Annotated in this window: 20 protein-coding genes and 1 riboswitch; of the genes, 8 read left to right on the top strand and 12 right to left on the bottom strand. The window is 70.9% G+C overall.

Annotated features, from left to right (window positions below; all coding sequences use genetic code 11):
- The gene (locus ABZX90_RS19495; RefSeq protein ID WP_351127013.1) at positions 1–159 is read left to right on the top strand and encodes a hypothetical protein; all 159 of its coding nucleotides are present in this window, start codon (positions 1–3) and stop codon (positions 157–159) included.
- A 60-nt stretch (positions 160–219) separates the two neighbouring features.
- Here ABZX90_RS19495 and ABZX90_RS19490 read toward each other — a convergent pair whose 3' ends face one another.
- From ABZX90_RS19490 to ABZX90_RS19475, 4 genes are all read right to left on the bottom strand, one after another.
- Positions 220–1,425 (bottom strand): histidine kinase, encoded by a 1,206-nt coding sequence (locus ABZX90_RS19490; protein ID WP_351127011.1) that lies wholly within the window; start codon positions 1,423–1,425, stop codon positions 220–222.
- Positions 1,426–1,765: 340 nt separating this feature from the next.
- A complete protein-coding gene (locus tag ABZX90_RS19485) occupies positions 1,766–3,532 on the bottom strand; it encodes a cation acetate symporter (RefSeq protein ID WP_355206362.1) in 1,767 nt (588 codons plus the stop codon).
- Positions 3,533–3,535: 3 nt separating this feature from the next.
- Entirely contained in the window at positions 3,536–3,895 is a 360-nt protein-coding gene (locus ABZX90_RS19480; protein WP_351127007.1) for a hypothetical protein, read from the bottom strand.
- A gap of 10 nt (positions 3,896–3,905) precedes the next feature.
- A complete protein-coding gene (locus ABZX90_RS19475; protein WP_351127006.1) occupies positions 3,906–4,661 on the bottom strand; it encodes a response regulator transcription factor in 756 nt (251 codons plus the stop codon).
- A gap of 110 nt (positions 4,662–4,771) precedes the next feature.
- Between ABZX90_RS19475 and ABZX90_RS19470 the strand changes: the two genes are divergently transcribed.
- The 4 genes from ABZX90_RS19470 (at position 4,772) to ABZX90_RS19455 (ending at position 8,286) form a co-directional block, all read left to right on the top strand.
- Complete coding sequence (locus ABZX90_RS19470; RefSeq protein ID WP_355206358.1) at positions 4,772–5,275, top strand: Lrp/AsnC family transcriptional regulator; 504 nt, start codon at positions 4,772–4,774, stop codon at positions 5,273–5,275.
- Positions 5,276–5,400: 125 nt separating this feature from the next.
- The gene (ddaH, locus tag ABZX90_RS19465) at positions 5,401–6,213 is read left to right on the top strand and encodes a dimethylargininase (RefSeq protein WP_351127002.1); all 813 of its coding nucleotides are present in this window, start codon (positions 5,401–5,403) and stop codon (positions 6,211–6,213) included.
- Positions 6,210–7,460, top strand: coding sequence for an ornithine--oxo-acid transaminase (gene rocD, locus ABZX90_RS19460; protein ID WP_351127001.1), 1,251 nt, complete (start codon positions 6,210–6,212; stop codon positions 7,458–7,460). The genes ddaH and rocD overlap by 4 nt, the downstream gene beginning before the upstream one ends.
- Before the next feature lie 100 nt (positions 7,461–7,560).
- A complete protein-coding gene (locus tag ABZX90_RS19455) occupies positions 7,561–8,286 on the top strand; it encodes a lysophospholipid acyltransferase family protein (protein ID WP_351126999.1) in 726 nt (241 codons plus the stop codon).
- 81 nt (positions 8,287–8,367) lie between these two features.
- Here the strand turns inward: ABZX90_RS19455 and ABZX90_RS19450 are convergent, their stop codons facing one another.
- From ABZX90_RS19450 to ABZX90_RS19415, 8 genes are all read right to left on the bottom strand, one after another.
- Complete coding sequence (locus tag ABZX90_RS19450; RefSeq protein WP_355206353.1) at positions 8,368–9,966, bottom strand: alpha/beta hydrolase; 1,599 nt, start codon at positions 9,964–9,966, stop codon at positions 8,368–8,370.
- A 184-nt stretch (positions 9,967–10,150) separates the two neighbouring features.
- The gene (locus tag ABZX90_RS19445; RefSeq protein ID WP_355206602.1) at positions 10,151–10,909 is read right to left on the bottom strand and encodes an urease accessory protein UreD; all 759 of its coding nucleotides are present in this window, start codon (positions 10,907–10,909) and stop codon (positions 10,151–10,153) included.
- The gene (gene ureG, locus ABZX90_RS19440; protein ID WP_355206350.1) at positions 10,906–11,583 is read right to left on the bottom strand and encodes an urease accessory protein UreG; all 678 of its coding nucleotides are present in this window, start codon (positions 11,581–11,583) and stop codon (positions 10,906–10,908) included. Before ureG ends, ABZX90_RS19445 begins: the two co-directional genes overlap by 4 nt.
- A 493-nt stretch (positions 11,584–12,076) precedes the next feature.
- A complete protein-coding gene (locus ABZX90_RS19435; RefSeq protein ID WP_351126993.1) occupies positions 12,077–12,751 on the bottom strand; it encodes an urease accessory UreF family protein in 675 nt (224 codons plus the stop codon).
- Positions 12,751–14,472 (bottom strand): urease subunit alpha, encoded by a 1,722-nt coding sequence (locus tag ABZX90_RS19430; RefSeq protein WP_355206347.1) that lies wholly within the window; start codon positions 14,470–14,472, stop codon positions 12,751–12,753. Before ABZX90_RS19430 ends, ABZX90_RS19435 begins: the two co-directional genes overlap by 1 nt.
- On the bottom strand, positions 14,465–14,776 hold the full coding sequence (locus ABZX90_RS19425) for an urease subunit beta (protein WP_351126989.1): 312 nt from the start codon (positions 14,774–14,776) through the stop codon (positions 14,465–14,467). The genes ABZX90_RS19430 and ABZX90_RS19425 overlap by 8 nt, the downstream gene beginning before the upstream one ends.
- A 16-nt stretch (positions 14,777–14,792) precedes the next feature.
- Positions 14,793–15,095 (bottom strand): urease subunit gamma, encoded by a 303-nt coding sequence (locus tag ABZX90_RS19420; protein WP_326789136.1) that lies wholly within the window; start codon positions 15,093–15,095, stop codon positions 14,793–14,795.
- Between the two features lie 401 nt (positions 15,096–15,496).
- On the bottom strand, positions 15,497–15,775 hold the full coding sequence (locus ABZX90_RS19415; protein ID WP_351126986.1) for a type II toxin-antitoxin system Phd/YefM family antitoxin: 279 nt from the start codon (positions 15,773–15,775) through the stop codon (positions 15,497–15,499).
- 189 nt (positions 15,776–15,964) lie between these two features.
- Between ABZX90_RS19415 and ABZX90_RS19410 the strand changes: the two genes are divergently transcribed.
- From ABZX90_RS19410 to ABZX90_RS19400, 3 genes are all read left to right on the top strand, one after another.
- A complete protein-coding gene (locus ABZX90_RS19410) occupies positions 15,965–16,600 on the top strand; it encodes an ATP-dependent Clp protease proteolytic subunit (protein ID WP_351126984.1) in 636 nt (211 codons plus the stop codon).
- Positions 16,601–16,607: 7 nt separating this feature from the next.
- The gene (locus tag ABZX90_RS19405) at positions 16,608–16,913 is read left to right on the top strand and encodes a hypothetical protein (RefSeq protein WP_351126982.1); all 306 of its coding nucleotides are present in this window, start codon (positions 16,608–16,610) and stop codon (positions 16,911–16,913) included.
- A 368-nt stretch (positions 16,914–17,281) separates the two neighbouring features.
- Positions 17,282–17,446: riboswitch (cyclic di-AMP (ydaO/yuaA leader) on the top strand.
- 2 nt (positions 17,447–17,448) lie between these two features.
- On the top strand, positions 17,449–17,922 hold the full coding sequence (locus tag ABZX90_RS19400; protein ID WP_266756057.1) for a C40 family peptidase: 474 nt from the start codon (positions 17,449–17,451) through the stop codon (positions 17,920–17,922).
- Positions 17,923–17,991 lie beyond the last annotated feature (69 nt).

Here is a 17,991-nt window from a genome sequence, read left to right as displayed (position 1 = left end):
ATGCCGGGTACGACGAAGGCGATGGGGGTCCTCACCGTGGGCGGGCTCGTCGTGGTGACGGCCTACACGGTGGCACTGGGCAGTAACGGCTGGCTGTGGTTCGGCTGGGTCGTGCTCGGCCTGATCACGCTGGGGATGGTGGTGTCACGCGGCACCTGATCCCGGCCCGCCGTTTCGCTCACTCTTCTCGCCGGGCCCCGGCCGGCCGGCCTCCGCCGGTCATTGCCGGGGTCGCCGTGCCGCCGAGTGCACGCCCGGCTGGTACTTGGGGAGCCGGGCGGTGATCTTCATTCCCGCCCCCATCGCGGTCTCGATGACGAGGCCGTGATCGTCGCCGTACACCTGGCGCAGCCGCTCGTCGACATTGGAGAGCCCGATCCCCCCGGAGGGGCTCACCTCACCGGACAGGATGCGGCGCAACCGCTCGGGGTCCATGCCGGTGCCGTTGTCCTCGATGACGACCAGCGCCTCGGCGCCCGCGTCCTGCGCGGTGATGCTGATGTGGCTCTTGTCGGTCTTGCCCTCGAGGCCGTGTTTGACGGCGTTCTCCACCAGGGGCTGAAGGCAGAGGAAGGGCAGCGCGACCGGCAGGACCTCGGGCGCGATCTGCAGGGTGACGGACAGCCGCTCCCCGAAGCGGGCCCGGACGAGCGCCAAGTAGTGGTCGATGGCGTGGAGTTCGTCGGCGAGCGTGGTGAAGTCGCCGTGCCTGCGGAACGAGTAGCGGGTGAAGTCGGCGAACTCCAGAAGGAGTTCGCGGGCCCGCTCCGGGTCGGTGCGGACGAACGAGGCGATCACGGCGAGCGAGTTGAAGATGAAGTGCGGGGATATCTGGGCGCGCAGTGCCTTGATCTCGGCCTCGATCAGCCGTGTCCGGGACTGGTCGAGGTCGGCGAGCTCCAGTTGGACGGAGACCCAGCGCGCGACCTCGCCCGCGGCGCGTACGAGGACCGCCGACTCGCGGGGTGCGCAGGCGACGAGCGCTCCGTGCACGCGTTCGTCGACGGTGAGCGGGGCGACGACGGCCCAGCGCAGGGGGCAGTCGGGCTCGTCGCAGGTCAGCTGGAAAGCCTCGCCACGGCCGGTTTCCAGCGGGCCGCCGAGCCGTTCCATGATCTCGGTACGGTGGTGGGCGCCGACGCCGTCCCAGGCGAGGACCGTGTCCTGGTCGGTGAGGCACAGCGCGTCGGTGCCGAGCAGGGTGCGCAGCCGCCGGGCGGAGCGGCGGGCCGTCTCCTCGGTGAGTCCCGCGCGCAGCGGGGGCGCGGCCAGCGAGGCGGTGTGCAGGGTCTGGAAGGTGGCGTGCTCGACCGGGGTGCCGAGTCCGCCGAGGCTCTCGGGCCGTGCGGTGCGCCTGCCGAGCCAGAAGCCGGCCGCCAGCAAGGGGAGTACGGCGACACAGAGCCCGGCGAGAAAGCCACTCACCCGGTCACCGCCCCGCCCACGAGGCCGCCCCCGAACACCCGCCCCGGCAACCGCCACCCCTGCCGCGCCTCCGGCAACAACCCATCACCAGGCACCCCGGTCACCACCCCACCGCAAAAGCGCGCCCGCGGAGCCGCCCCGGCGACCGCCACCCCTGCCCGTCCCCGGCAACCGCCACCCCTGCCCTCGACCCTGGCCCACGCCCGGCGCACACCCCTCACCACGCACCCCTGTCACCACCCCGCCCGTACAGCCGCACGCGCGCGGCTCCCTCGGAAGCCGCCGCCCCAGCCCCACCCCGGCGAACACTCCTCGCCTCGCGCTCCGTCGGCGGAATCCCTCATACCCCGGACTCCTTCGCGCCCGCCGCCGCGCTCGCCGTCCCGCTGACCGCCGCGCGGACCTGGCCGTCCGTGAGTTCCTCCGGGAGGTGGAAGCGGGCGAGGATCGCCGCCGTCCCGGCCGGTACGCGGGTCGCGGTGGCCAGGGACACCAGCACCATCGTCACGAAGCCGAGCGGCACCGACCACAGTGCCGGCCAGGCGAGCAGCGCGTGCAGCGACCCCATGCCCGGATAGCCGGCCATGGTCGCGGCGACGGCTACGAGGGCCGCGCCGCCGCCGACGAGCATCCCGGCCGCCGCCCCCGGCGGGGTGAGCCGCCGCCACCAGATGCCCAGCACCAGCAGCGGGCAGAAGGAGGAGGCGGACACGGCGAACGCGAGTCCCACCGCGTCGGCGACGGGCAGCCCGCCCACCAGCACGCTGGCGCCGAGCGGCACCGCCATCGCCAGCACGGTGCCGAGCCGGAAGTGCCGTACGCCGCGGGAGGGCAGCACGTCCTGGGTGAGCACACCCGCGACCGCCATGGTCAGACCGGACGCGGTCGACAGGAACGCGGCGAAGGCGCCGCCCGCGACGAGCGCCCCGAGGAGGTCGGCGCCGACTCCGCCGATCATCCGGTCGGGCAGCAGGAGGACGGCGGCGTCCGCGTCGCCGGTGAGGCTGAGTTCGGGGGCGTACAGCCGGCCCAGCGCTCCGTAGACGGGCGGCAGGAGGTAGAACGCGCCGATCAGGCCGAGGACGGCGACGGTGGTGCGGCGGGCGGCGACGCCGTGCGGGCTGGTGTAGAAGCGGACGACCACGTGGGGCAGCCCCATCGTGCCGAGGAAAGTGGCGAGGATCAGCCCGTAGGTCGCGTACAGCGGGCGTTCCTCCCGTCCGGCGGCCAGCGAGGTCGACATGGGGCTGTTGCTGCCGCGGTCGGCCGCCGGGACCGGGTCGCCCCGGTCGAAGGTCAGCCGGGTGCCGCTCTCGATGTGGTGGGCGCCCTGCGGGAGTCGGACGCGCGTGTCCTCGTACCGGCGGCCGTCGACGGTGCCCGTCGCGGTGACGGTCAGCGGCCGGGACAGCTTCAGGTCGAGTGTGGCGTCGATCTGGACGAGGCGCTGTTCGCGGAAGGTCGGGGGTTCGTCGAAGGCGTCGCGGGGGGCGCCGTGGGACTGCCAGGCGAGGACCAGGAAGAGCGCGGGGACCAGCAGGGCGGTGAGCTTGAGCCAGTACTGGAAGGCCTGTACGAAGGTGATGCTGCGCATGCCGCCCGCGGCGACCGTGGCCACCACGACGACGGCGACGAGGACCCCGCCGAACCAGTCGGGTGCGTCGGTCAGTACCGCCAACGTCAGTCCCGCACCCTGAAGTTGGGGCAGCAGATAGAGCCAGCCGACGCCGACGACGAACGCCCCGGCGAGCCGCCGCACGGCCTGGGAGCCGAGTCGCGCCTCCGCGAAGTCGGGCAGGGTGTAGGCGCCGGAGCGGCGCAGCGGTGCCGCGACGAAGAGGAGCAGGACGAGATAGCCCGCGGTGTAGCCGACGGGGTACCAGAGCATGTCGGGTCCCTGGACGAGGACCAGGCCCGCGATGCCGAGAAAGGAGGCGGCGGAGAGGTACTCGCCGCTGATCGCGGCCGCGTTGAGCCGGGGGCCGACGGTGCGCGAGGCGACGTAGAAGTCGGAGGTGGTCCGGGAGATACGCAGCCCGAACGCGCCGACCAGGACGGTCGCCACGACGACCAGGGCGACGGCGGGAACGGAGTAGTTCTCGTTCACGGTTCAGCGGTCCTCGACCAGGCGCACGAAGTCCTTCTCGTTGCGCTCCGCCCGGCGTACGTACCAGCGGGCGAGCAGCACGAGCGGCGGGTACACACAGAAGCCGAGGACGGCCCATTCCAGGGTCGCGCCGTCCGGCATCGCGGCGAAGACCAGCGGCAGCGGTCCGACGAGCAGCACCAGGACGGCGAACACGACGAGCGCCACCCGAAGTTGACTGCGCATCAGGGAGCGGACGTAGGTGTGGCCGAGGGTGGTCTGTTCGTCGATCTCGGTGCGCGGCCGGTAGTAGCCGGACGTCCGGCGGGTGCGCCGGGGCACTCCGGTGACGACCACGCGGCGTTCGGTGGGGTCCTGGGGCACGCCGTCCTCCTCAGCTCGTGGTCCGGCGCAGCAGCAGATCGCGCAGTTGGCGGGCGTGACGGCGGCTTACCTGGAGTTCGACGGAGTCGACGAGGACGCTCACCGTGCCCGCGTCCAGGCGGAGTTCGCCGATGTGGCGCAACGCGACGAGGTGGCGCCGGTGGATACGGACGAAGCCGCGCGAGCGCCAGCGCTCTTCGAGGGTGGAGAGCGGGATCCGCACCAGGTGGGTGCCCTGCGCGGTGTGCAGCCGGGCGTAGTCGCCGTGGGCCTCGACGTGGGTGATCTCCTCGACGGCCACGAAGCGGGTCACTCCGCCGAGTTCGACGGATATGTGGTCGGGGTCGGGCTCGTGGACGGGGATCAGGGGTGCGGTGTCGCGCAGTTGGACGGCCCGCCGGACCGCCTCGGCGAGCCGTTCTCGGCGTACGGGTTTCAGGACGTAGTCGACGGCCTTGAGGTCGAAGGCCTGTACGGCGAAGCCCTCGTGGGCGGTCACGAACACGACGAGCGGCGGCTGGGCGAACCCGCCGAGCAGCCGGGCCAGGTCGAGCCCGTCCAGGCCGGGCATGTGGATGTCGAGGAAGACGACGTCGATCGCCTCGGGCCCGCCGGGTCCGGACTGCAGGGCCCGGTTGATCCGGCGCAGCGCCTCGGTCGCGTCGCTCGCTCCCTCGGCGCTGCCGACCCGGGGATCGGCGTTCAGCAGATACAGGAGTTCTTCGAGGGACGGTTGTTCGTCGTCGACGGCGAGCGCGCGCAGCATGAGAGTGGAGTGTAAGAGCGATTCGCACGGCTGGACATGTGCGGGAGGTGGACGTTGTCCCCGGCGTCGTCTCCGGCCGGGTGGAGGCCGTCGCTGGATACAGTGCCGCCATGAACAGCAAGCCCGCGATGTTCGACGAGCTCGACCGGAAGATCACCACGGCTCTGATGGCCAATGCCAGGACGAGCTTCGCGGAGATCGGTGCGGCGATCGGGCTGTCCGCGACGGCGGTCAAGCGCCGCGTCGACCGGCTGCGCGAGACGGGTGTGATCACCGGGTTCACGGCCACGGTGAAGCCCGCGGCGCTCGGCTGGCGCACGGAGGCGTACGTCGAGGTGTACTGCGAGGGCGCGGCGCCGCCCCGGCGGCTCGCGGAGGTGATGCGCAACCATCCGGAGATCACGGCGGCGATGACGGTGACCGGGGGCGCGGACGCGCTGCTGCATGTACGGGCCGTCGATGTGGAGCACTTCGAGGAGGTGCTGGAGCGCATCCGGGTGGAACCGTTCATCCGGAAGACGATCAGCTACATGGTGCTGTCCCATCTGCTGCCCGAGGCTCCGGAGGCCGGGGCGACGCACGCAGCTCCGGACGACGCAGGAAACGTGCGCTGAACCTGCCGATCACGCAGCAGTACTGCGTATACGCGCAGCTCTCGTCGCTTGTCGTCCGTATCCCCCGCTTCTTACCGTGGAGGCATCCCATCAGCCGACACCGCAGGAAGCGGAGGAACCTCTCTGTGCCCGACAGCCGTGTGCCGCGCCCTCGGCGCTTTCTCGTCTGCGAACCCAGACACTTCGCCGTGCAGTACGCGATCAACCCCTGGATGCGTCCCGACACCCCCGTGGACGTCGATCTCGCGCGCGATCAGTGGCAGGCGCTGATCAGCGCCTATCGCGCGCACGGCCACACCGTCGACTCCGTCGAACCGGTCCCCGGCCTTCCCGACATGGTCTTCGCCGCGAACTGCGCGCTCGTCCTGGAGGGCCGTGTCTTCGGCTCGTCCTTCCACGCGCCCGAACGCCGCCCCGAGTCCACCGCGTACGAGACCTGGTTCAAGGCGGCCGGTTTCGACGTCTACCGCCCCGAGTCGGTGTGCGAGGGCGAGGGCGATCTCGTCCCGACGGGCCGGTACGTCCTCGCGGGTACCGGATTCCGCACGACGCCCGAGGCCCATCGCGAGGTCCAGGAGTTCTTCGGCGTCCCGGTGATCAGCCTTCAGCTGGTCGATCCGCTCTTCTACCACCTGGACACCGCGCTCTTCGTCCTCGACGACGACAACATCGCGTACTACCCGGAGGCGTTCTCGCCGGGCAGCCGCGAGGTGCTGACCCGCCTGTTCCCGGACGCCGTGCTGGCGACCCGCGATGACGCCTTCGCCTTCGGCCTCAACTCCGTCTCCGACGGCCGCCACGTCTTCATCGCGCCGCGCGCCGAGGCCCTCGCCGACCAGCTCGTCCGCCACGGCTACGTCCCCGTCCCCGTCGACCTCTCGGAGTTCCAGAAGGCCGGCGGCGGCATCAAGTGCTGCACTCAGGAGATCCGTTCATGACCGCTCCCGCCCGTACGACTGCGTCCGCCGTCGCCGGTTCGCGCAGCTCCGAAGAACTGATCCGGGCCGAGGCTCCCGTCCTGGCGCACAACTACCACCCGCTGCCCGTGGTCGTCGCCCACGCCGAGGGCAGCTGGGTCGAGGACGTAGAGGGCCGCCGCTATCTCGACATGCTGGCGGGCTACTCTGCCCTCAACTTCGGCCACCGCAACCCGGTGCTGATCGAGGCGGCGCACCGCCAGCTCGACCGGCTCACCCTCACCTCGCGGGCCTTCCACAACGACAGGCTGGCCGGATTCGCCGAGTCCCTGGCCGAGCTGACGGGCCTGGACATGGTCCTGCCGATGAACACGGGCGCGGAGGCGGTGGAGAGCGCCATCAAGGTGGCCCGCAAATGGGCGTACGAGGTGAAGGGCGTCGAGCCCGACCGGGCCACCATCGTGGTGGCGGCGGACAACTTCCACGGCCGGACCACCACGATCGTCAGCTTCTCCACCGACGAGACGGCCCGCACCGGCTTCGGCCCCTTCACGCCCGGCTTCCGGGTCGTGCCGTACAACGACCTGGCCGCGCTCGAAGCGGCGATCGACGAGACGACGGCCGCGGTGCTGCTCGAACCCATCCAGGGCGAGGCGGGCGTGGTCATCCCGGACGACGGCTATCTCGCCGGCGTCCGCGAGCTCACCCGCCGCACCGGCTGTCTGTTCGTCGCGGACGAGATCCAGTCCGGCCTCGGGCGTACCGGCACCACTCTGGCGGTGGAACACGAGTCGGTCGTCCCCGACCTGCTGCTGCTCGGCAAGGCGCTCGGCGGCGGCATCGTGCCGGTCTCCGCGGTCGTCGGACGCCGGGACGTGATGGAGGTGCTGCGCCCGGGTGAACACGGCTCCACCTTCGGCGGCAATCCGCTGGCCGCGGCGGTCGGCTCGGCGGTCGTCGGGCTGCTGGAGACCGGCGAGTACCAGCGCAGGGCGGCCGAGCTGGGTGTCCTGCTGCGGGACGGGCTGACGGCCCTGGTGGGCCGGGGTGTCGAGGGCTTTCGCGCGCGCGGGCTGTGGGCGGGCGTCGACATCGACCCCTCCATCGGCACGGGCCGCGAGATCAGCCAGGGCCTGATGGACGAGGGGATTCTGGTCAAGGACACGCACGGCTCGACCATCCGTCTGGCGCCGCCGCTCACCATCACGGCCGAGGAACTCCTGTCGGCTCTCGGTGCTCTTGAGAAAGTGCTGACGCAAGGGGTCTGATACCGGCCAAGAGGCCACAGAGAGTGACACCGCACTGGTTACGCCCGGCGACGGCCGCGCCTACACTGATCGCTCCCCGGGGGAAATGAGGAGCGCCCCAGTGTTTTATTACGTGCTCAAATATGTGCTTCTGGGTCCACTGTTGAGACTGGTCTTCCGGCCTCGGATCGAGGGCCTTGAGCACATACCGTCGTCGGGCCCGGCCATCGTGGCCGGCAACCACCTGTCCTTCGCGGACCACTTCCTGATGCCGGCGATCCTGAAGCGCCGGATCACCTTCCTCGCGAAGGCCGAGTACTTCACGGGGCCCGGCATCAAGGGGCGGCTGACGGCTGCCTTCTTCCGCAGCGTCGGACAGATCCCGGTGGATCGTTCCGGCAAGGAGGCGGGGCAGGCCGCGATCCGCGAGGGGCTCGGCGTGCTGCGCAAGGACGAGCTGCTCGGCATCTATCCCGAGGGCACCCGCTCCCACGACGGACGGCTCTACAAGGGCAAGGTGGGCGTCGCGGTCATGGCCCTGCGGGCCCAGGCCCCGGTCATCCCCTGCGCGATGATCGGCACCTTCGAGGCCCAGCCGCCGGGCAGGAAGCTCCCCCGGATCCACCCCGTGGTGATCCGCTTCGGCAAGCCTCTCGACTTCTCGCGCTATGCCGGGATGGAGAGCGAGAAGGCCATCCTGCGCGCCATCACCGACGAGATCATGTACGCGATCCTGAGCCTCTCCGAGCAGGAGTACGTCGACCGGTACGCGGCCGTCGTCAAGGCGGAGGAGGCCGCGGAGAAGGCGGAGGCGGGCCGCAAGTTCCCCCGGATGCCGCTGAGTTGAGCCGAGCACCGGGCAGGGCCCGCGACAGGGACGAGTGAGGGGGCGGCCGGTCGGACCGGCCGCCCCCTCATGCGACAGGGACTACGGCTGCGGAGTGGCGTGCGGGGTGCACGTCACGTCGGCGGCGTCCGTCCTGCCGGTGAGCAGGTAGGAGTCCACCCGCCCGTTGATGCACGGGTTCACCAGACCGGTCACACCGTGCGAGCCCGCGCCCTGCTCGGTGATCAGGCGGGAGCCCTTGAACCGCTTGTGCAGCTCGACGGCTCCGGCGTACGGCGTGGCGGCGTCGTTCGTGGACTGCACGATGAGAACGGCCGGCAGACCCTTGCCGGTCTTCACGTTCACCGGGGTCTGCTGCTTGACCGGCCAGGTGGCGCACGGCAGGTTCATCCACGCGTTCGCCCAGGTCATGAAGGGATACTGCGCGTGGAGCCGCGTGTTGTCCCGGTCCCACTTCCTCCAGCTGGTGGGCCACTGGGCGTCGGTGCACTCGACGGCCGTGTACACGGCGTTGCCGTTCTCCGAGGAGATGTTGCCGGCCGTGTCGGTCAGGTCGGGGGCCGCGGCGTCGACGAGCGCCTGGGTGTCACCGGCGACGTACTTGCTGAACACCGAGGCGACCGGTACCCACGAGGAGTCGTAGTACGGGGCGCTCTGGAAGAAGGAGATCAGCTCGGCGGGGCCGACGACGCCGCCCAGCGGGCTCTTCTTCGCGGTGGCGCGCAGCTTCAGCCACTGGTCCTGCACCTTGGCGCGGGTGTCGCCGAGGTGGAAGGTGGCGTCGTTCTTGGCGACCCAGTCCTCCCAGTTCTTCCAGCGGCCCTCGAAGGCGATGTCCTGCTCCAGGTTCGCCTGGTACCAGATGTTCTCGCGCGACGGGTTGACGACGCTGTCGACGACCATGCGGCGGACGTGCCCCGGGAAGAGCGTGCCGTAGACGGCGCCGAGGTACGTGCCGTACGAGACGCCCAGGTAGTTGAGCTTCTTCTCACCGAGCGCGGCCCGGATGACGTCCAGGTCGCGCGCCGTGTTGGGCGTGGTCATCTGCGCCAGCACGGCCTTGCCGCTGCGCTCGGCACAGCCGTCCGCGTACTCGGCGGCCAGCTTGCGCTGGGCACGCTTTTCGGCCTCGGAGTCCGGGACCGGGTCCGCCTTGGGCGCCTTGACGAACTCCTGCGGGTCGATGCAGGAGATGGGCGCCGAGTGGCCGACACCGCGCGGGTCGAAGCCCACGAAGTCGTACGCCTTGGCGGTGTTCGCCCACAGCGGGTTCTTGGTGGTGACACGGCGCGGGAAGCGCATGCCCGAACCACCGGGGCCGCCCGGGTTGTAGACGAGCGCGCCCTGGCGCTCCTCCTTGGTGCCGGTGTTCCCGATGCGGTCCACGGCCAGCTTGATCTGCTTGCCGTTCGGGTGGGCGTAGTCCAGCGGCACGCTGACCCAGCCGCACTGGATCGGCTTCTCGAAGCCCCAGTCCGCCGGGCAGTCCTGCCAGTCGATCCCGGCCTTGGCGGCCCGCTCGGCGGCGATGGCCGCTCCGCGCTGCTCGCGGCTCTGACCGTGCCGCGAGTCGGCGGTGGCCGACGGGGCCGCGACGGCTCCGGCTATCAGGGTCGCCGTGACGAGCGCTCCGGCCGAACCGAGCGCTGCCACCCGTCTCGTAGGTCTCTTGGACCTCAAGTTGGGACCTCCCCGTACATCGTTGCGATTGATACGGGGGATCCTTGCCGCTGTGAGGTCCCTGAGAACAGATGTGACCGGTGTTCTTTACTAATCCGATAGACGGTACGGGTTGTTCCGTTGAGCGGTGAATCTGTTGTGAATCGGCCTTCGATCAAGGGCAGTTGACGTCACATCATCTGGGTCAAGTGAGCTCGCGCAGCGCCTCGTCGAGCACCCGCCGCAGGAGCAGCGCGTCGGGCGCGAGCGCCGTCACGAGCACGGCGGGCCCGGCGAGCGGGCTGAGCGCCGCGTATTCGCCCAGCAGTCGCGCCGACGGCACCTCCTGCTCGAACTCCGGTCGTACGACGACGAGTTGTCCCAGTGCCCGATGTCCCGCGAGGACAGCGGGCCCGTCCCAGCCGCCGGGCGCACCGGGACCGCACGCCAACTCCTGGTCGAGCAGGGCCCGTCCGTCGAGCCGCACGGTGAGACGACTGGTGAGCCGTCCGGGTTCCTCACCCACGCGCCCGAGAACCTGCTCCTCCCGGAACACGAGCCGGGCGCCGCCCCGGAGGTCGACACGCGAGGAGACGGACAGGTCGCTTCCGCCGGCGGAGATCAACTGTTCCGGCAGCCACGACAGTTCACCACCGTCGGCGACATCCAGGATCACGTCGTAGCGGGCCTCGCCCTTGGCCTGTCCGGGCAGGGCGATGGTGGCTGCGGCCGAGCCGACCCGCAGTCGCGCGCCCGCACCGATACGCGCCTCGACGGTGAGGTGGTCGCCGCCGAGCGGTCCGCTCATCGCCCCGACCAGCATCACGCGCGCCTCGGACCCGCTGCCCCGGATCCGGCGCAGGGCGAGCGGCCCCTCCCCGTCCAGTACCGGCAGCGAGGTCCCGCCGCGGCCGTCGTCCCGGGCCTCGATCCGCGCGGTGGCGCGCAGTCCCGCCGTCGTCATGCCGTCCACGCCGCGAGTCGTTCCCGCACCCAGCCGGCGACCGCCGTGACCCCGCCCTCGGTGCGCAACGACTGGAAGACCACGGGAAGTTCGGCCCGCTGCGTCTTGGCGTCGGCCGCCATCCGGCCCAGATCGGACCCGACGTACGGCGCCAGGTCGGTCTTGTTCACGACGAGCAGGTCGGCCGTCGTGACACCGGGCCCGCCCTTGCGCGGGATGTCGTCCCCGCCCGCGACGTCGATCACGAAGATCTGCGCGTCGACCAGCCCCTTGGAGAAGGTCGCCGTGAGGTTGTCGCCGCCGGATTCGACGAGGATCAGATCCAGCGGCCCGATCTCGTCCTCCAGGTCCTCGACCGCTTCGAGGTTCGCGGAGATGTCGTCGCGGATCGCGGTGTGCGGACAGGCGCCCGTCTCGACGGCGGTGATCCGCTCGGGCGGCAGCACCGCTTCCCGCAGCAGGAACTCGGCGTCCTCGCGGGTGTAGATGTCGTTGGTGACGACGGCGAGGGACAGCTCGTCGCGCAGCGCCCGGCAGAGCGCGGCGACGGTGGCTGTCTTCCCGGAACCGACGGGGCCACCGAGCCCTATCCGCAGGGCACGGCGCGAGCCGTCGGGCCGGTGGGCATCGGCGCTGATCGCGGACGGTCCCTCGTGAGTGTGGTCGAGATGCACGGTACGGCTCCAACTTCGTTCGGTCCGCGCCGGCACGAGACGGCCTGTCCGTGGTGGGCGGACCAGGCCTTTCGGGGCCGGTGGCGGGGTTGCGGGGACGGCTGCCCCGGAGGTTATGAGTCCCCTGACGGATCGAGTGGGACCGACACCTCCGGGAAGGGTGGGGGTAAAGGGGTGGCCGAGTGCGACGGCGGCTGCCCCGCGGGTTCGCTGTGACGCGGAGCCCCGCGGAATCTCCGCGACGCGAAGGCCCATGGACTCCCTGCGACGCGAAGACCCGTGGACGCTCGCGAAGCGAAGACCCGTCGACTCCCCTGGAACGCGAAGTCCTGCGGGACCTCCGCGCCGCGAAGGCCCGTGGACTTCTTGCGCTGTGAAGTCCTGCAGATTCCCTGCGCTGTGGAGTCCCGTGGTCTCCCAGAGTCCGAGAGGTCCGAGGTTCCCGGCGATCTGAAGGCCCGCAGGCTCACGGTGATCTGAAAGCCCGCGCCGGCTACGACGCGAAGAGACGTACCGGCCAGGCCGCATGCGCCTCCGCGCTGATCTCCAGCAGCGGCGCCGACGCCGCGGGCAGCGCCTCGACCCCGTCGTCGAGGACCCGCCGCGCCGCACTCGCCGCCGCGTGAGCGACGACGTCCAGCTCCGGCGCGAGCCGGGCCAGCGCGGCTGTCGCGTCGAACGGATCAAGACTGAGCAACCGCACGGTCGCCGACGCCGGCCCGCCGACACACTCGTACGCGGAGCAGTACGCGGCGTCCTCGGGCCCCAGTCCGGCAGCCCGCGCGGCCACGCCCAGTACGACCGGCTGATGAGCTCCCTTGGGGAACTCCCGTGCCAGCGCGTCGAGTTCGGCGGAGGGCCAGGTCGCCCTGGCCGCCCGCATGAGCTGCCGCCCCAGCCGGCGCGCGGTGACCCTCAGCGCGAGCGAGGGTGTGCGCGCGTCGGCGGCCGCGTCCAGGGCCACCGGATCGAACCCGAGCGCGCCCGCCGCGGCCAGTGCGGCCGCGACGAGTCCGGTCGTGTGCAGACGGCCCCGGCAGAAGTCCTCCAGGGTCGCCGCTCCGGTGATCCGCCCGGCCTTGACGGCCGCCTCGGCCCCGCCGGAGTGCGCGTGCCCTCCGGCGGGAAAGCGGCCGTCGGCCAGGACGAGAAGCGCTGCCCGGGACATCAGAAGAGGAAGTAACGCTGGGCCATGGGCAGTTCGGCGGCCGGAGTCGCCTCGACGAGCTCCCCGTCGATGTGCACGGCGAAACTGTCGGGGTCGATCCGTACCTCCGGCCGAGCGTCGTTCTCCCGCATGTCGGCCTTGGTCACCGCCCGCGTCGACTCGATGGCCACGAACCGCTTGCCGAGGGAGAGCCTCTCCGGCAGCCCGTCCTCGATGGCGAGCGGTGCCACGAAGTTGAACGAGTTCGCGGCCGGGGCCCGCCCGATCGCCCCGAACATCGGCCGGGGCAGGACCGGTTGCGGGGTCGGGATGGACGCGTTGGCGTCGCCCATCTGCGCGTAGGCGATCTGGCCGCCCTTGATCACGAGGTGCGGTTTGACCCCGAAGAACGCGGGCTGCCACAGCACCAGGTCGGCGAGCTTGCCGCTCTCCACGGAACCGATCTCGCGGGCGAGGCCCTGTGCGAGCGCAGGGTTGATCGTGTATTTGGCGACATAGCGACGTACGCGATGGTTGTCCGCGCGGCCGTCACCCGGCAGCGCGCCCCGGCGCCGTTTCATCACGTGGGCCGTCTGCCAGGTCCGCATGATGACCTCGCCGACGCGGCCCATGGCCTGGGAGTCCGAGGAGATGATCGAGATGGCGCCGAGGTCGTGGAGTATGTCCTCGGCCCCGATGGTCGAGGGCCGGATACGGGACTCGGCGAAGGCCAGGTCCTCGGGCACCGCCGGGTTCAGGTGGTGGCAGACCATCAGCATGTCGAGGTGTTCCTCGGCGGTGTTGACGGTGTAGGGCCGGGTCGGGTTGGTGGAGCTGGGCAGCACGTGCGGCTCGGAGACCACGGTCATGATGTCCGGCGCGTGCCCGCCGCCCGCACCCTCCGTGTGGTACGCGTGGATGCCGCGTCCGGCGATCGCGGCGAGGGTGTCGGCGACGAACCCGGCCTCGTTGAGGGTGTCGGTGTGGATGGCGACCTGGACGCCGGTGCGGTCGGCGACGGTGAGCGCGGCGTCGATCGCGGCGGGCGTCGAACCCCAGTCCTCATGGATCTTCAGGCCGAGCGCGCCGCCCCGGATCTGCGACAGCATCGCGTCGTGCGAGACGGTGTTGCCCTTGCCGAGCAGACCGAAGTTGAGCGGGTACCCCTCCATCGCCTCCAGCATCCGGGCCAGATGCCAGGGACCCGGCGTGACAGTGGTCGCCTTGGAGCCCTCGGCGGGGCCCGTGCCGCCGCCGACGAGTGTCGTGATGCCGGAGGCGAGCGCCTCGTCGGCGATCTGCGGGCAGATCAGATGGACGTGGGCGTCGATGGCGCCCGCGGTCAGGATCCGCCCGTTGCCCGCGATGATCTCGGTCTCGGGACCGATCACCAGGTCGGGATGGACACCGTCCATGGTGTCCGGGTTGCCGGCCTTGCCGATGCCGGAGATCCGGCCGTCGCGCATGCCGACGTCTGCCTTGACGATCCCCCAGTGGTCGACGATCACGACACCGGTGATGACCGTGTCCGGGGTGCCGTCTGCGCGCGTAGCGCGCGCCTGGCCCATGGATTCCCGGATGACCTTGCCACCGCCGAACACCGCCTCGTCACCGGCGAGTCCGGGCCCGCCGGAACGGTCCTCCTCGATCTCGATCAGCAGGTCGGTGTCCGCGAGGCGGATACGGTCGCCGGTGGTGGGGCCGAACAGATCGGCGTACGCGGCACGCGAGATCTCAGGCATCGAGGGCACCTCCGGTCTCACCGCGGAGTCCGGGCACCACGCGGGCGCCGGCGAGCGGGACGAGTTCGACGTCGACGGGGATCCCGGGTTCGAAGCGCACGGCGGTGCCGGCGGCGACGTTGAGCCGCTTGCCGCGCGCGGCATCGCGATCGAACTCCAGACCGGGGTTGGCCTCGGCGAAGTGGTAGTGGGAGCCGACCTGGACGGGGCGGTCGGCGGCGTTGAGGACGGTCAGTCGGGTGACCGCACGGCCCTCGTTGAAGACGACGGGCTCGTCGGCGAAGAGGATCTCTCCGGGAATCACGGCGCTCGCTCCCCCGTCAGACGATCGGGTCGTGGACGGTGACCAGCTTGGTGCCGTCCGGGAAGGTCGCCTCGACCTGGACGTCGTGGATCATCTCGGGGATGCCCGTCATGACGTCGTCCCGGGTGAGGATCTTGCGCCCGGAGGACATCAGCTCGGCGACGGTACGGCCGTCACGGGCGCCTTCGAGGATGTGCGACGTGATCAGGGCGACGGCCTCGGGGTGGTTCAGTTTCAGTCCGCGGGCCCGGCGCTTCTCGGCGACATCGGCGGCCACATGGATCAGCAGCCTCTCCTGCTCGTGCGGGGTCAGTTGCACGGCGTCCCACCTCACATCCTCGCTCCGGACCGTGCGGGGCCCGGTGGCCGCAGCCACCAAAACCCCTGGTGGCGTGGATGGGCACGCTAGTTGGCCGGAGTTTCGAGGACGTTAACCAGCCTGTGCTCCCTCCAGGGCCGGGCGGCCGGGCTCCGTCACGAGCGCGGGGCCGCCCCGCTTCCCCGGTTTCATCTCGCCGGGCCACGCCGACACACCGGGAAGCCGCGACGCCGTCAGGGACCGGACCGTATACGGCATACCGAGCGGTTGCGGTAGCCATACCGCGCCGTGGGCGGCCATGGTCCTGGTCGCAGCCGTCCCACCGTCCGGCGGCGGTCAGCCGGTCCGTCGGCAGGTCGGCAGGTCGGCAGGTCGGCAGGTCGGCAGGGGAGGGTCAGCGACTACGAGGCGCTCGGCCCCCGGTGCTCCGCGGCGATGCCGAACCGCTGGCGTTCGCGGGGCGCGGACGCCACGTCGCGGACGCTGGACAGGGAGCTGATCACCTGCTCGTCGGCGGGCTCCTGAAGTTTTTCGAGGCGCTCCAGGTCGGCGGCGGAGACCAGGGCGACGAGGGGCTTCCCGTGGCGCGTCACGACGACGCGCTCACCGCCGTACACGACGCGGTTGATCAGTTCGGCGAGCTCAGCCCTGGCTTGCGTCACCGGAATCTCGTAGGCCATGACGTCCAGCTTAGACCGGGCCTCCGACACTCCGGGCGGTGCAAGATCCCGCCGGCCGACGGCGCACGGAGTCTCCGACCGCCTCCCGGTCCAGGGACGCCGCCGTTTTCGCTCTCAGCATGGCCCCCTCCCCCAGAGACGTACGTCCTGTACATTTTTTACATACGTCGACCAGAGGAGGCGCGCACCATGGACAGCCCGTCCGCCCGCCACGTCCTGCCCGAGTTCACCGAGCGCACCAGCGCCGGGCACCGCACGCTGGATCCGTATTCGAAGCTGCTGAGCGAGCGGATCGTGTTCCTCGGGACGCCGATCGACGACACCTCGGCCAACGACGTGACGGCGCAGTTCATGTACCTCGAACACCAGGCGCCCGAGCAGGACATCTCGCTCTACATCAACTCCCCGGGCGGCTCCTTCGGCGCGATGACCGCGATCTACGACACGATGCAGTTCGTCACCTGCGACGTCGAGACGATCTGCCTCGGCCAGGCGGCGTCGGCGGCGGCCGTCCTGCTGGCCGGCGGAGCTCCGGGCAAGCGGCTCGCCCTGCCGGGGGCCCGCGTCCTCATCCACCAGCCGTCGGTCCCGGAGCCGATCCAGGGGCAGGCGAGCGATCTGGTCATCCAGGCCGAGGAGTTGGTGCGTACCCGCGAGGTCCTGGAGGAGATGCTCGTTCGGCACACGGGGCAGAGCCGGGAGCGGGTCGCGGCGGACATCGAGCGGGACAAGATCCTCGACGCGCCGGCGGCGCTGGCCTACGGGCTGATCGACCGGATCGTCCCGAGCCGCAGGGCCTCGCGCGAAGCGCCCGGCGCGAGGTGACCGGCCGATGATCCCGGATCTTCCCCCGCTGCCCGCGCTGACCCGAGCCGAGGCCGAGCTGATCGACCGCTACCTCGACGTGGTCGACCTGGTCGGCCGGATCAATCCGGCCCGCCCAGGGGACACCTATCGCGGCCTGAGGGCGGCTCAGGCACTGGTCGGCAAGGCGACGGCCCTGCGGGACGCCCTCGCGCTGATGCACCAGCGGGGCGAGAGCGAGGTGCACGCCCCGACCCTGGCTCAGGCGCTGCGGGTTCTCGACGGAGAGCGGCGGGCGGCCAGGGTCACCGTGCCGCCCGAGTCCGGCAGTTGACGCACCCCCACCCGGGGCCGGTACGCGCCGCATCTCCGCGACGTCCGGCCCACGACTCAAACGGACCGGATGGTGTACCCCCCGATGGCGTAGCGAACGATCCTTTCTGCGACCCCTCCAAGTTGCGCAACACGCCGGGCTGAAAGGCGGGATGAAGCCTTCCGATGCAGGTGCGGGCCTCGTAGGTGTCCCCAACACCCCCTCGAACAGAGGGGTGTCCACCCGAACGGGTGAGTGGTGAGTAAGCCCACAAAACACCGGTTCCGCTCGGATTTTCCGACACTCATGAGTGAAGATCCCTTCCGACGACAAGCCCCCGCCACAGCGGCGGGGCGGTCCGGGCGGACGCCGAGTCCTGCCGCCGCCCGGATGACCGGTCGACAGATGTGCATCGGCAGGAGTGGAGGACCCAGCACGACGGGTCGCCGGAGCAATCCGGGCGGTCCTTGGGGTGAAGCCGCAGCTGCGGCCGGGCAACTTCGCCAGCCCGAATCCGACAGGTCATCCTTCACAGGCGGCTGACGAAGGGTTGCGCATGACTGCGCTCAATCGTGTCCCGTCGCTGTGGACCCGGGCCGGTACGGCCTCGGCGCTCACCATCGCCGCCGTGGGCGGCAGCCTCGTGGTCCCAGGCGTCGCACCCGACGCCCAGGCGGCCACGCCCGCGACGAAGGCACTTCAGGTCGCGGCGTCGAAGCACGGCTCCCCGTACAAGTGGGGCGCCACAGGACCGCACCGCTTCGACTGCTCCGGGCTCACGCTCTACTCGTACAAGAAGGCGGGCAAGAAGCTGCCTCGTACGGCCGCGGCACAGTACAACAAGACGCACCATGTCTCGGCCTCGCACCGCAAGGCCGGTGACCTCGTGTTCTTCCACTCGGGCCGGAACGTGTACCACGTCGGCATCTACGCCGGGAAGGGAAAGATCTGGCACTCCCCGAAGACCGGGGAAGTGGTGAAGCTCCAGAAGATCTGGACGAGAAGCGTCTGGTACGGCAGGGTCAGCTGACCCCGTCCCTGGGGCGGCGGCACACGCCGCCGCCCCAGGGGCACGCCTGTGCCGTGGCGCGACGAGGCG

The organism is Streptomyces sp. NPDC002935, from assembly GCF_040611295.1.
GTDB lineage: Bacteria > Actinomycetota > Actinomycetes > Streptomycetales > Streptomycetaceae > Streptomyces.
Note: the sequence above shows the minus strand (reverse complement) of the source record. Positions and strands in the feature narration are given on the sequence as shown.